Here is a 13,923-nt window from a genome sequence, read left to right as displayed (position 1 = left end):
CCGAAATACGGTAAAAATTCAGGCCAAGTGGCGCAATGCCGCGCAGTATACCTGCGCGCCCCCTGTGCGTTGCACTCACTGGTCGTAAAAATCATCAAGATCTCGATGTTGCGCTGTCAATCAATGGCGTAGCAGCTCTGCGTTCGATTGCGAAGCGATCGTGGAACCTGAGCCCACGGTTTGGCTGATATACCGCGAGTTCAGGTTTTACGACGACTTCGTCGCCGAACGCAGCCTCGTTCCTTCGGCAGCTGCTACGAATTTCCAAACTGTCAGTAATGTCAGTTAGCCGTCACTGTACTGACCGGGTCCACGCGCTATAACTCTTTAATAAGCCCCCAATCCACGTATACGGCGTCTATCCAGCATGCCCACCCCAACCAGAAAAATCTTGCTGGGCACGTTAGTGATTGCCCTGATCGGTGGCGGCATCTGGTGGCTCAATCGCCCCGCAGCCAATAAGTCCACAGGTAGCGCAGCGGTGCCGGTGCGAGTTGTCCAAGTGCTGCAGCAAGATGTGCCGAGCTATACCCACGGAATTGGCGCGGTGTTGTCGTTGCACAGTGTGATGATCCGCCCGCAAATCGACGGCATCCTCACCGAGATACGGGTCAACGAAGGCCAGACGGTCAAGACTGGCGATCTACTGGCGACCCTGGATGACCGCTCGATCAAGGCCAGCCTCGATCTGGCCAAGGCCCAACTGGGACAGAATCAGGCGCAACTGCAAGTCGCATTGATCGACCTCAAACGCTACCAGTTATTAAGCGTGGACAACGGCGTGTCCAGGCAAACACTCGATCAGCAACAAGCCTTGGTCAATCAACTCAAGGCCTCGGCACAGGGCAATCAGGCGACGATTGCAGCGGCGCAGGTGCAGTTGTCGTATACGCAGATCCACTCGCCGGTCACCGGGCGCGTGGGCATTCGCACTGTAGATGCGGGTAATTTCCTGCGAGTCAGCGATACCCAGGGACTGTTTTCCGTTACCCAGATCGACCCCATCGCGGTGGAGTTCTCCCTCCCCCAACAACAATTGCCCATGCTGCACGACTTGCTCGCAGCCAAGGATCCGGCCCGGGTCAAAGCCTTTATCGGCAACGCTGACAGCAGCGGCACGCAACTGGGCGAAGGTCGTTTGAGCCTGATTGATAATCAGGTCTCGGCAACCACCGGCACGATCAAGGTCAAGGCCCAGTTCGACAACCCCAAACAAACGCTGTGGCCCGGCCAACTGGTCAATGTCGAGATCCAGACCGGACTGGTACAGAACGCGCTAGTGGTGCCGCCGCAGGTGGTGCAACGCGGGCTGGACAACTATTTCGTGTACAGGGTCAGCGGTGACACAGTAGAAACAGTCCCCGTGCAGCTTGTTTTCCAGGACACCGAGCTGAGCATCATCACTGGCGTCAGCCCCGGCGACACGCTGGTCAGCGATGGTCAATCGCGACTCAAGCCGGGCTCGCGGATTGAAGTGCTAAGTGAGCCGACCGCCGTTCAGGTGCAGCCATGACCCAAAGCCGCTCGCTGTCGGCCTGGTGTGTCGATCACCCGGTCGCCACCGTATTGCTGACCTTCGCCCTGGTACTGGTGGGGCTGATTGCTTTTCCGCGACTGCCCATCGCGCCCTTGCCCGAGGCTGAATTCCCGACCATCCAGGTATCAGCCCAACTGCCCGGCGCCAGCCCGGACACCATGGCGTCATCGGTAGCCACGCCGCTGGAGGTGCAATTCAGCGCCATCCCCGGCATGACCCAAATGACCTCCAGCAGCGCACTGGGCTCGACCAGTCTGACCCTGCAATTCACCCTGAACAAAAGCATCGACACCGCCGCCCAGGAAGTGCAGGCCGCGATCAATACCGCGTCCGGCAAATTACCCAAGGACATGCCGACCCTGCCGACCTGGAAGAAGGTCAACCCGGCCGACAGCCCGGTGTTGATCCTGAGCATCAGTTCCTTGCAGATGCCCGGCACCGAACTCAGCGATTACGTCGAAACCCTGCTGGCCCGGCAGATCAGCCAGATCGACGGTGTAGGCCTGATCAACATCACCGGCCAGCAGCGCCCGGCAATCCGGGTCCAGGCCTCGGCCGACAAGCTGGCCGCCATCGGACTGACCCTGGCCGACATTCGCCTGGCAATCCAGCAAACCAGTCTCAACCTTGCCAAGGGCGCGCTGTACGGCCCATCGAGCATTTCCACACTGTCAACCAACGACCAGCTGTTTGACGCGGATGAATACGGCCAATTGATCGTCTCTTACAAGGACGGCGCCCCCGTGCAATTGCGCGATGTGGCGCGAGTGGTCAACGGGGCCGAGAATGATTATGTACAAGCCTGGTCCGGGCATCAGCCAGGACTGAACCTGGTGATTTCGCGTCAGCCGGGGGCCAATATCGTTGAGACCGTGGACCGCATTCAGGCCGCCCTGCCCGGCTTGCAAGCCATGCTCCCGGCGTCAGTTGAAGTGACCGTACTCAGTGACCGGACCAAAACCATCCGCGCCTCCCTGCATGAAGTGGAAATCACCCTGCTGATTGCCGTGCTGCTGGTGGTTGCAGTGATGGCGCTGTTTTTGCGTCAGTGGTCAGCCACCCTGATTGTGTCAGCGGTGCTCGGCGTGTCACTGATCGCCAGCTTTGCCTTGATGTATGTACTGGGGTTCAGCCTCAACAACCTGACACTGGTGGCGATTGTGGTGGCCGTGGGGTTTGTGGTCGACGATGCGATTGTGGTGGTGGAGAACATTCACCGTCACCTCGAAGCGGGCGAGAGCATGCGCGACGCCGCGATCAAAGGCTCCAGCGAGATCGGCTTTACCGTGGTATCCATCAGTTTCTCGCTGGTGGCGGCATTTATTCCGTTGCTGTTTATGGGGGGCGTGGTCGGACGACTGTTCAAGGAATTCGCCCTGACCGCGACCTCAACCATCATGATTTCAGTGGTCGTGTCGCTGACCCTCGCCCCGACGCTGGCCGCGCTGTTTATGCGTTCCCCGGTGCACAAGCCCGACGCCAAACCGGGCTTTGGCGAGCGCTTGCTGGCTTGGTACGAAAAGGGTTTGAAACGGGCCCTGGCGCACCAGCGGCTAATGCTGGGGATTTTCGGCGTGACGCTGGCCATGGCCATCGCCGGCTATGTACTGATCCCCAAAGGTTTCTTCCCGGTTCAAGACACCGGCTTTGTACTCGGAACCAGTGAAGCGGCGTCCGACATTTCATTTCCGGACATGATGCAAAAACATCTAGCCTTGGCCGACATCATCGGTAACGACCCAGCCGTGCAGGCGTTTTCACACTCAGTGGGCGTGACCGGCAGCAACCAGACCATCGCCAACGGCCGCTTCTGGATTGCCCTCAAGGACCGCGGGGAGCGCAATGTATCGGCCAGCGAGTTTATCGACCGCATTCGCCCGCAATTGGCCAAGGTGCCGGGGATTGTGCTGTATCTGCGCGCAGGTCAGGACATCAACCTCAGCTCGGGGCCAAGCCGCAGCCAATATCAATATGTACTCAAGAGCAACGATGGGCCGACGCTCACCACCTGGACCCAACGCCTGACTGAAAAACTGCGCGCCAACCCGGCCTTTCGCGACTTGTCCAACGACCTGCAACTGGGCGGCAGCATCACCCATATCAGCATCGATCGGAACGCCGCAGCTCGCTTCGGCCTCACCGCCACCGATGTCGATGAGGCGCTGTACGACGCTTTTGGTCAGCGTCAGGTCAATGAGTTCCAGACCGAGACCAACCAGTACAACGTGATCCTGGAAGTTGACGCGCAGCAGCGCGGCAAGGCCGAGAGCCTGAATTACTTCTACCTGCGCTCCCCGCTGACCGGGGAAATGGTGCCGCTGTCGGCCGTGGCCAAAATCGATGCCCCCACCAGCGGGCCGCTTTCGATCAGCCATGACGGCATGTTCCCGGCCGCCAATCTGTCGTTCAACCTCGCCCCCGGCGTGGCCTTGGGCGATGCGGTGCTGATGCTCAACCAGGCGAAAAACCAAATCGGCATGCCGAGCACCATCAGCGGCAACTTCCAGGGTGCCGCCCAGGCATTCCAGAGTTCGCTGGCTAGCCAGCCTTGGTTGATTCTTGCGGCGCTGGTGGCGGTGTACATCATTTTGGGGGTGCTGTACGAAAGCTTCGTGCATCCGTTGACGATCATTTCGACCCTGCCTTCGGCCGGGCTCGGGGCGCTGCTGATGCTGTGGATCTGCGGCCAGGACTTTTCAATCATGGCGCTGATTGGGCTGGTATTGCTGATCGGTATCGTCAAGAAAAACGGCATCCTGATGATCGACTTTGCCCTGGATGCCCAGCGCAATCGCGGCCTGAGCCCCGAAGATGCGATCTATCAAGCCTGCATCACGCGGTTCCGGCCGATCATCATGACCACCCTCGCCGCCTTGCTCGGCGCCCTGCCGCTGATGCTCGGCTACGGCACCGGCGCCGAACTGCGCCAGCCGCTGGGGATTGCCGTGGTTGGCGGGTTGCTGGTGAGCCAAGCGCTGACGCTGTTTACCACGCCAGTCATATACTTGTGGCTTGAACGGTTATTCCATCGTTCCAAACCCGTCAGTGTGCTGACGACGAATCACTGAGGCGGGTTATGCGCGTTCTGATTATTGAAGATGAAGAAAAAACCGCCGATTACTTGCACCGCGGTTTGACCGAGCAAGGTTACACAGTGGATGTGGCCCGAGATGGCATCGAAGGCCTGCACCTGGCCATGGAGAGCGATTACGCAGTAATCGTGCTCGATGTGATGCTGCCGGGTCTCGACGGCTTTGGCGTGTTGCGTGCATTACGGGCGCGCAAGCAAACCCCGGTGATCATGCTTACCGCCCGCGAGCGGGTCGAAGATCGGGTCCGCGGTTTGCGCGAAGGCGCAGACGATTACCTGGGCAAGCCATTTTCGTTTCTGGAGCTGGTTGCCCGCCTGCAAGCCTTGACCCGCCGCAGTGGTGGTGGTCACGAGCCGGTGCAGGTGACTGTCGATGACCTGTGGATAGATTTGATCAGCCGCAAGGCTACACGCGCGGGTACCCGTCTTGACCTGACCGCCAAGGAATTCTCGCTGCTCAGCGTGCTGGCGCGACGTCAGGGCCAAATCCTGTCCAAGACATCGATTGCCGAGATGGTCTGGGACATTAACTTTGACAGTGACGCCAACGTGGTCGAAGTCGCGATCAAGCGCTTGCGGGCCAAGCTCGACGGGCCGTTCGAACACAAGTTGCTGCATACCATCCGCGGCATGGGTTACGTGCTGGAGCGGCGCAGTGTTTAAGCGGCCCACTGCTCTGAACTCCATCGCCATGCGCTTGAGTGCGATGTTTGCCCTGGTGGCCCTGCTGGTCTTTGTATTGATCGGCGGAGCGCTCTACCAGCAGGTCGAAAAAAGTATCGGGCGCCTGCCCGAAGCAGAGCTGGATGCGCGTTACAGCGTGCTCGAATCATCAATCAATCGTTACGGCAATCTCGATCACTGGGCCAAGATGAGCGCCAAGCTCAAGCTGCTCAGCGAAGAGGACAAACGCATCCGCTTCTGGACTATCAGTTCTGACCCAACCTATGAATACGGCAACCCCGACGCGGCGGTGCGCGAATTTGCCCAAGGCCCGACCGGGGTAAGAGACTTGCGGCTGCCCGGCCAGGCCTACCCCTTCAAGGTGCTGATCAGCCAGATCCCGGCCAAGGAACAGCGCCCGGCGCTGCGCTTTTTGATTGGCATCGATACTCAGACCTTTCGCCAGACCCAGCACCACTTGCTGATCGCACTGATCAGCCTGGCAACGATTGGCGTACTGCTGGCCTCGCTGCTTGGCTATTGGGTGGCGCGGATCGGCCTAAAACCGTTGGACAAGCTGTCTGAAGAAGCGCAAAAACTGGCACCGCCGCGCCTGTCCGGGCGCTTGCACCTTGCGCCGCTGGCACCGGAACTGGATCAACTGGTCAGTGCCTTCAACGCCACCCTGGACCGGGTCGAGCAAGCCTATACCCGGCTGGAATCATTCAATGCCGACGTGGCCCATGAACTGCGTTCGCCCCTGACCAACCTGATTGGCCAGACCCAGGTTGCACTGACCCGGGGGCGGTCGGCCGAGCATTACTTTGAAGTATTGCAATCCAACCTCGAAGAACTGGAACGGCTGCGCAGCATCATCAATGACATGCTGTTCCTGGCCAGCGCCGATCAAGGCAGCAAGGCCAGCAAACTGACCCGCGCTTCCCTTGCGGACGAAGTGGCAACGACCCTGGATTATCTGGAATTCATCCTTGAAGATGCGCGGGTTGACGTTCGGGTCAGCGGCGATGCCCAGGTCAACATCGAAAAAGCCCACCTGCGCCGCGCGCTGATCAACTTGCTGAGCAACGCCGTGCAGCACACCGAGGCCGGACAGGTGATCGAGGTGTTGATCGAGCAAACCGCGGGCCGGGTCACGATCAGCATCAGCAACCCTGGCCAGCCGATTGCCGCAGAGCACTTGGCGCGGTTATTCGAGCGTTTCTACCGGGTGGACGCCGCCCGTCACAACAGCGGCGGCAACCACGGGCTGGGGCTGGCCATCGTCAAGGCGATAGCGCAGATGCATGGCGGCGAAGTGTTTGTGCGCAGCGGTGGAGGGCGCAATACATTCGGGTTGTATCTACCTATCTGATGCGAAGCTCTGTAGCCGCTGCCGAGGAACGAAGGCTGCGATCGACTGCAGACAGCCGTAAAACCCCAGAACCCAATAGATTTGCGACTGCTGCGCAGCCGATCGCAGCCTCGCTGGCGCTCCTCAGCGGCTACATCACAACTCAAGATTATCGTGATCGCTCTAGCTCGCACCTCCAGGCATTTGTTACCTAAAACGCAAAGGTCCTTGTACTCACCTGCTCTTTTTCGCCCCGCCCAATAGCTATATTTTGATCGTACCAAACAGAACTTGCACCGCAAGAAGGTCTTTGAAATGTCCAGCAGTATGGGTATGGCTAGCGTTTTCGTTTTGTCGTCTTTGTTGTTGTCGCCCCTGGCCATGGCGGAAGAATCGCCTGCATTCGTCGCACAAAATGCGGCACGCGCAGCTACTTTTGAACAGCACCAGGCAGAGCTGACAGCACACCAGCAAAACGCCGCCAAGCCTCAACAAACACAGGCTGAAACCAGTATTTCAGATGAAGCAAAAGACAGCTGATTAGACGCCTGCAGACTTCCCGACCCAGTCAGTCGCACGCCACATATGTGACTGACTGTTTCAAAAGCCGCTATCATAGCGGCTTTTTTTTGTTCTAAAAAATGTGCACCGCTGCGCTAACTGTTTTCAAACAGGAACAGATTTTTTAAACAGAATAAAAACTGCCGCCACTTTCAAGGAGCAACATTCTGGTGAAGTACTCACTTAAACTCAGTCCGTTATTCATTGCCCTGGCCGCAACGATTCCCACTTTCGCTCACGCTGAGGACGCAACATCCAAAGACGGTTTTGTTGAAGGTTCCAGCCTCAAAATCAACACCCGCAATTACTACATGAACCACGATATCCGCAGCCCCCGCGCCGATGACAGCAAAGAATGGGGCCAGGGGTTTATCGGCAAGTTTCAGTCCGGGTTCACACAGGGTACGGTCGGCTTCGGTCTGGATGCCTACGCCATGCTCGGGCTCAAGCTCGACGGCGGTGGCGGCACCGATGGCAGCAGTATCTTGCCGGTCAGTGATGGTAACGGTAAAGCGCCAACCAGCTTCTCGTCCGCTGGTGCGGCGCTAAAAATGCGGGCGTTCGACACCGAGCTCAAGGCCGGCGATCTATTCCTGACCAACCCGGTGATTGCCGGTGGCGAAAGCCGCATGCTGCCGCAGACCTTTCGCGGCGTCAGCCTGACCAATCACAGCTTCGAGGGCTGGATGCTCGAAGGTGGCCAGGTCAGCTTTGACAAACCGTACAACCAGAGCGGCATGCGCCGCCTGACCACTACCTACGGCGACCTCGCCGATCAGAGCAGCAAGCACATCACCTGGGCCGGAGCCTCCTGGAGCGGCGTGCCAGAGATCACCAGCAACCTGTACGCAGCCCAGTTGCAGGACATCTGGAACCAGTATTACTACGACCTGGATTACACCTATGCGCTGACCGAGAGCATCAGCCTCAATCCCGGCCTGCATTTCTACCACACCCAGGACACCGGCAAGGCGCTGCTGGGCGATATCGATAACAACACCTTCAGCCTGCATTTTGCGGTAGCCGTGGACGGGCACAAGGTGACGGCCGTTTACCAGCGGGTCAACGGCAACACGCCTTTTGACTATATCTATCAGGGCGACAGTGTTTACCTCGACAACTCGCAGCAGTATTCGGATTTCAACGGTCCGAACGAGCGCTCCTGGAAACTGCAATACGAGTATGACTTTGCCGGGCTCGGCATCGCCGGCCTGACGGCCAGTGCTTCGTACTCGCGCGGTGAACTGGATCTGACCAAGGCCGACCCCAACAGCATCGGCTACAGCAACTGGTACAACCCCGAAGGCAAGAATGCCCATCACTGGGAACGTGACCTGGGGCTGAAATACGTGATCCAGGAAGGCAAGGCCAAGGACCTGTCGGTGGGCCTGCGCTGGGCGACCAACCGCGGCAACAGCGCTTACCAGAGCGTGGACAACGATGTTGATGAGTACCGGGTGATCGTCGACTATCCTATTGATGTGTTCTAATCTGTGACCATAAGGCCAGCTTCAAAGCTGGCCTTATCTCTACAGGCCGACACCTTATGGCTGGGCACGATTTGTATCTGTGAGGGTAAGGCCATTCAATTTTCCCAGCGTTCACACGTCATCACTCGGCGCATGCTGATCGGGGCCAGCGCCCTCTCGGTGCTTGCAATCCTCAGTATTGTTGGCTATTTGCTGGTCAGGGAGTACCGCAACACCGAAGAAGACGCCGCACGCTCAGCGCTGAATATCGTGCAGCTGATCAGCCGGGATATTCAAAATACGCTGTCGATTTATGACTCCTCCCTCAGCAACCTGATCGACTTGCTGCAAAGCCAGGCACTCTCCTCGCTCGCACCGCAGATTCAACAGTCGCTGCTTTTCGACAAAGCCACCGAGGCACCGTCCAATGCCGGCTTTTTTGTCCTGGATGCTGAAGGAAAACTGATAGCCAGCTCCAAGCCGGCCGGGCCCTTGTTAAACAATGCCAGTCAACAGCTCTGGTTCAAGACCCATATCAAAGAGCAGAAGGACGGGCTTTTCATTAGCACCCCCATGCTCGTCAGTGAAAGCCCCAACGAGTGGAACCTGATCCTGAGCCGTCGAATTACCGCCCCGGACGGCAAGTTTGGTGGAGTTGCCGTGGCTCAGATGAAAATCAGCTACTTCCAGGGCCTGTTTCGCGGCCTGGACCTTGGACCTACCGGCAACATCAGCTTGATCAGCACCGACGGCATCCTGCTCATCCGGTATCCGGAGACAGACAAGTTCTATACCGGTCAGGACGTGGGCCAGGCTCCAATTTTTTTGCGCTTCATCAATGAGCGCTATGGCAGCTTTACCGCCATGTCAAAGGTCTTCCAGCTGGAACGCCTTTACAACTTCGCTCAAGTTGGCGATCTACCGTTGGTGGTTGTGGTTGCATTGTCGACCGAACATATCTTCAGCAATTGGCGACACACCGCCTCCCTGATCGGCAGCGCAACCCTGCTGCTGTGCCTGGGCTTGTTATGGCTCACCTGGCTGCTGACTCGCGAACTGCGCCTGCGCCAGCACGCCGAACACGAACTCGCCGCCCTGGCTTCTACCGATCCGCTGACCGGGTTGGCCAATCGGCGCATGCTGGATAAAACCCTGGATCTGGAATGGCGCCGCGCCCAGCGCGCGGGCACGCCACTGTCACTGATCATGATTGATATCGACCATTTCAAGGCTTTCAATGACAGTTACGGCCATCAGGCCGGGGATGAAGCCCTGCGCCAGGTAGCGCAAGCCATAAAGGTTAATGTACGCCGCCCCGCCGATCTGGCAGCGCGCTATGGAGGGGAAGAGTTCGCGGTGGTGCTGGTAGATACCGACGCGGCAGGCACTCGCCTGCTGGCCGAAAAGATTCGTTTGGCGGTCGAGCAGATGGAACCCGCCCACCAGGCGAACACGCTCACTGTCAGCCTGGGCGCGTGCACCCGCTACGCCAAGCCCGGTGATGATCAGCAGGAGCTGCTCAACACTGCCGACAAAGCCCTCTACCAAGCCAAGAAGCGTGGGCGAAATCGCGTGATGGATATCAACGAAACCGGGCTCAACGCACCGAAACCAACAAATCCTCTATAAAAAAAGGCCACCCGAGGGTGGCCTTCAAAAACTAGAGAAGGAAGTTTTACTTAAACTGCCGCGACCGGACGCATGTACGAGATCGGTGCTGTGCTGGCATCTTCAAAGGTCACGACTTCCCACGCATCGGTCTGCTCAAGCAGCTTACGAATCAGCTGGTTGTTCAGTGCATGGCCAGACTTGAAGCCCTTGAACTCACCAATCAGGCTATTGCCCAACAGGTAGAGGTCGCCAATAGCGTCGAGGATCTTGTGCTTCACGAATTCGTCTTCATAGCGAAGGCCGTCTTCGTTCAGTACACCATCCGCGTCGACCACGATGGCGTTTTCAACGCTACCGCCGAGTGCGAGGTTGTGCTTGCGCAGGTACTCGATATCACTCATGAAACCAAAGGTACGCGCGCGGCTGACTTCTTTTACAAACGAAGTGCTCGAGAAATCCACGGTTGCGCTTTGGGTGCGATTACGGAAAACCGGGTGATCGAAATCGATCTCGAAGCTCACCTTGAACCCTTCGAAAGGGACGAAAGTGGCGCGCTTGTCGCCATCTTCCACTGTCACTTCACGCAGGATACGGATGAACTTCTTCGGCGCGTCCTGTTCTTCCAGGCCGGCAGATTGAATCAGAAACACGAAAGGTCCAGCGCTACCGTCCATAATCGGGACTTCAGACGCGGAGAGTTCGACGTAGGCGTTATCGATCCCCAGGCCAGCCATGGCCGAGAGCAGGTGCTCTACCGTGTCTACTTTTACATCGCCGTTGACCAACGTGGTCGACATCGTTGTCTCGCCGACGTTTTCCGCGCGCGCAGGGATCTGCACAACAGGGTCAAGGTCTGCACGACAAAACACGATGCCGGTATCCACAGGCGCTGGCTTGAGGGTCAGGTAGACCTTCTCACCAGAGTGCAGGCCGACACCTGTGGCACGGATAATATTTTTCAGGGTGCGTTGTTTAATCATGGCATTGGCCGCTTCAGCGCAAATTGCGAACTGGTATCAACAAAGGCTGGCGATAATAGCAGACCGAGCCTTTGCTGAACACCAATCACCTTAATCGCCCTGATTGATTTCATTAATCAGCCTGTCGACGCAGGAAAGCCGGGATATCCAGGTAATCCAGATCGTCTTGAGGATTGAGCTTGGCAGCGGTTGTCGCGCCTTGCTGGGCCTGGTTACGCATCACAGTCGGGCGGTCCAGGTCACGGTAGTTGACCATCGGTTGCTCCTGACGCTCGGTACGGGCTTCCTGGCGAACCGGGGCGCTGTGTGCCGAAGAGGCTGCGTACGAAGTTTGAACACCGTTGTCGACAACCTTGACCGGCTTCTCGATTTTTGCGCCCAGACCAGTGGCAACCACGGTTACATGCAGTTCGTCGCGCATGTCCGGATCGATAACCGTACCGACTTTGACCATCGCGTGCTCGGAAGCAAAGGCCTCGATGATGCTACCCACGTCGGAGTACTCACCCAGAGACAGGTCAGGACCGGCAGTGATGTTCACCAGGATGCCGCGAGCGCCTTCCAGGTTCACGTCTTCAAGCAACGGGTTGCGGATAGCCGCTTCGGTCGCTTCACGCGCACGGTTCGGACCAGTGGCGCAGCCAGTGCCCATCATCGCCATGCCCATTTCGCTCATCACGGTACGCACGTCGGCAAAGTCGACGTTGATCATGCCCGGACGCTTGATGATGTCGGAGATACCGCGAACGGCACCGGCCAGAACGTCATCGGCCTTGGCGAAAGCCGACAGCAGGCTTGCGTCTTTACCCAGGATGGTCAGCAGTTTTTCGTTTGGAATCGTGATCAACGAATCGACGCTTTCGGACAGCAGACGAATACCTTCGTCAGCGATCTGCATGCGCTTGCGACCTTCGAACGGGAACGGACGAGTCACCACCGCAACGGTGAGAATCCCCATTTCCTTGGCCACTTCGGCAATGATCGGCGCAGCACCAGTACCGGTACCACCGCCCATGCCCGTGGTGATGAACACCATGTTGGTGCCCTGCAACACCTCGGCAATGCGCTCACGGTCTTCCAGAGCGGCCTGACGACCAACCTCAGGATTTGCGCCGGCACCCAGGCCCTTGGTCACGCTGGTGCCCAATTGCAGGATGGTACGTGCGCCAATGCTTTTCAGCGCTTGCGCGTCGGTGTTGGCGCAGATGAATTCCACGCCTTCAATGTTGCTCTTAACCATATGGTTAACAGCATTGCCACCGCCACCACCAACACCGATAACCTTAATTACCGGGCTCTGCGGGATGTTATCTACGAGTTCAAACATGGTCCCTCTCCTTTCAGTTCTCTAGTTTTTTTCGCCTACTTCTACTGCTTTGAATCTTTTGGAGCCCAAGCTTTAAAAGTTGCCCTGAACCCAGCGCTTAAGGCGCTCAAACACAGGGGCTTTTTGTTCGTCACTGCTGTAGTTGTCGCGGTTGCTGATACCCGATATGGAGATACCGTCTGACTGCTTTTGCAGTCCGTACAGCAACAAGCCCACAGCGGTGGAGTAAATCGGATTGCGCACAACGTCGGTCAAGCCTCTGAAGCTGTGCGGCACGCCCAGACGGACCGGCATGTGGAAGATCTCTTCGGCAAGTTCCACCGCGCCTTCCATCTTTGAAGTACCACCGGTCAACACAATGCCCGCCGGGATCAAGTCTTCGTAGCCGCTGCGACGCAGCTCAGCCTGAATCAGGGTGAACAGTTCGTCATAACGCGGCTCGACCACTTCGGCCAAGGCCTGACGGGACAACTCACGCGGTGGGCGATCGCCCACGCTTGGCACCTTGATCGTTTCGCCCGCGCCAGCCAGTTTGGCCAGTGCACAGGCGTAACGAATCTTGATTTCTTCGGCGTACTGGGTCGGTGTACGCAACGCCATTGCGATGTCGTTGGTCACCTGGTCACCGGCTATCGGGATCACTGCCGTGTGGCGGATAGCGCCTTCGGTGAAGATCGCGATATCGGTAGTACCGCCGCCGATGTCGACCAGGCAAACGCCCAGCTCTTTTTCGTCGTCGGTCAGTACCGAGTAAGCCGATGCCAGTTGCTCAAGGATGATGTCATCTACCTCAAGACCACAGCGGCGTACGCATTTCTCGATGTTCTGGGCCGCATTCACCGCACACGTCACTACGTGTACCTTGGCTTCCAGACGTACGCCGGACATGCCCAGTGGCTCACGAACGCCTTCCTGGTTATCGATTACGTAGTCCTGCGCCAGGGTATGCAGCACGCGCTGGTCAGCCGGGATCGCAACGGCCTGGGCGGCGTCGAGGACGCGTTCAAGGTCGGCGGTGCTGACTTCACGGTCGCGGATCGCAACGATGCCGTGGGAGTTCAGGCTGCGTATGTGATTACCGGCAACGCCGACAAACGCCGAGTGAATCCGGCAACCGGCCATCAGCTGCGCTTCTTCGATAGCGCGCTGGATCGATTGCACGGTGGACTCGATGTTCACCACCACGCCCTTCTTCAGGCCACGGGACGGATGCGTGCCAATACCGACGATTTCGATCGTGCCGTCATCTGCGACCTCGCCCACCAGCGCCACCACCTTGGAGGTGCCGATATCGAGACCGACGATCATTTTTCCGCTTTGCACGTTTGCCATG

Annotated in this window: 10 protein-coding genes; 7 read left to right on the top strand and 3 right to left on the bottom strand. The window is 58.0% G+C overall.

From position 1 onward, the window contains the following. Positions 1 to 367 precede the first annotated feature (367 nt). From U5A05_RS04640 to U5A05_RS04610, 7 genes are all read left to right on the top strand, one after another. Positions 368 to 1,513: an efflux RND transporter periplasmic adaptor subunit gene (locus U5A05_RS04640; protein ID WP_321835849.1), complete on the top strand. Its 1,146-nt coding sequence runs from the start codon at positions 368 to 370 to the stop codon at positions 1,511 to 1,513. Continuing rightward, positions 1,510 to 4,605: a multidrug efflux RND transporter permease subunit gene (locus U5A05_RS04635; RefSeq protein WP_321835848.1), complete on the top strand. Its 3,096-nt coding sequence runs from the start codon at positions 1,510 to 1,512 to the stop codon at positions 4,603 to 4,605. The genes U5A05_RS04640 and U5A05_RS04635 overlap by 4 nt, the downstream gene beginning before the upstream one ends. A gap of 8 nt (positions 4,606 to 4,613) precedes the next feature. Next, positions 4,614 to 5,291: a heavy metal response regulator transcription factor gene (locus U5A05_RS04630; protein WP_261741014.1), complete on the top strand. Its 678-nt coding sequence runs from the start codon at positions 4,614 to 4,616 to the stop codon at positions 5,289 to 5,291. 28 nt (positions 5,292 to 5,319) lie between these two features. Continuing rightward, the gene (locus U5A05_RS04625; protein ID WP_321836488.1) at positions 5,320 to 6,663 is read left to right on the top strand and encodes a heavy metal sensor histidine kinase; all 1,344 of its coding nucleotides are present in this window, start codon (positions 5,320 to 5,322) and stop codon (positions 6,661 to 6,663) included. Positions 6,664 to 6,957: 294 nt separating this feature from the next. Further along, positions 6,958 to 7,182: a hypothetical protein gene (locus tag U5A05_RS04620; RefSeq protein WP_321835847.1), complete on the top strand. Its 225-nt coding sequence runs from the start codon at positions 6,958 to 6,960 to the stop codon at positions 7,180 to 7,182. Positions 7,183 to 7,373: 191 nt separating this feature from the next. Beyond that, positions 7,374 to 8,693, top strand: coding sequence for an OprD family porin (locus tag U5A05_RS04615; RefSeq protein ID WP_261741012.1), 1,320 nt, complete (start codon positions 7,374 to 7,376; stop codon positions 8,691 to 8,693). Positions 8,694 to 8,825: 132 nt separating this feature from the next. Continuing rightward, positions 8,826 to 10,301, top strand: a complete 1,476-nt coding sequence (locus tag U5A05_RS04610; RefSeq protein WP_261741011.1) for a sensor domain-containing diguanylate cyclase — start codon at positions 8,826 to 8,828, stop codon at positions 10,299 to 10,301. A gap of 50 nt (positions 10,302 to 10,351) precedes the next feature. Here the strand turns inward: U5A05_RS04610 and lpxC are convergent, their stop codons facing one another. The 3 genes from lpxC to ftsA all read right to left on the bottom strand — a co-directional run bounded on the left by lpxC (position 10,352) and on the right by ftsA (position 13,922). After that, positions 10,352 to 11,263 (bottom strand): UDP-3-O-acyl-N-acetylglucosamine deacetylase, encoded by a 912-nt coding sequence (lpxC, locus tag U5A05_RS04605; RefSeq protein WP_019823785.1) that lies wholly within the window; start codon positions 11,261 to 11,263, stop codon positions 10,352 to 10,354. Between the two features lie 112 nt (positions 11,264 to 11,375). After that, on the bottom strand, positions 11,376 to 12,590 hold the full coding sequence (gene ftsZ / locus U5A05_RS04600; protein WP_261741010.1) for a cell division protein FtsZ: 1,215 nt from the start codon (positions 12,588 to 12,590) through the stop codon (positions 11,376 to 11,378). A gap of 72 nt (positions 12,591 to 12,662) precedes the next feature. Continuing rightward, positions 12,663 to 13,922, bottom strand: a complete 1,260-nt coding sequence (ftsA, locus tag U5A05_RS04595; RefSeq protein WP_261741009.1) for a cell division protein FtsA — start codon at positions 13,920 to 13,922, stop codon at positions 12,663 to 12,665. Position 13,923: the final 1 nt, after the last annotated feature.

It is taken from the genome of Pseudomonas kulmbachensis (genome assembly GCF_963681935.1).
Classification (GTDB): domain Bacteria; phylum Pseudomonadota; class Gammaproteobacteria; order Pseudomonadales; family Pseudomonadaceae; genus Aquipseudomonas; species Aquipseudomonas kulmbachensis.
This window is presented reverse-complemented; position numbering and strand designations above follow the sequence as displayed.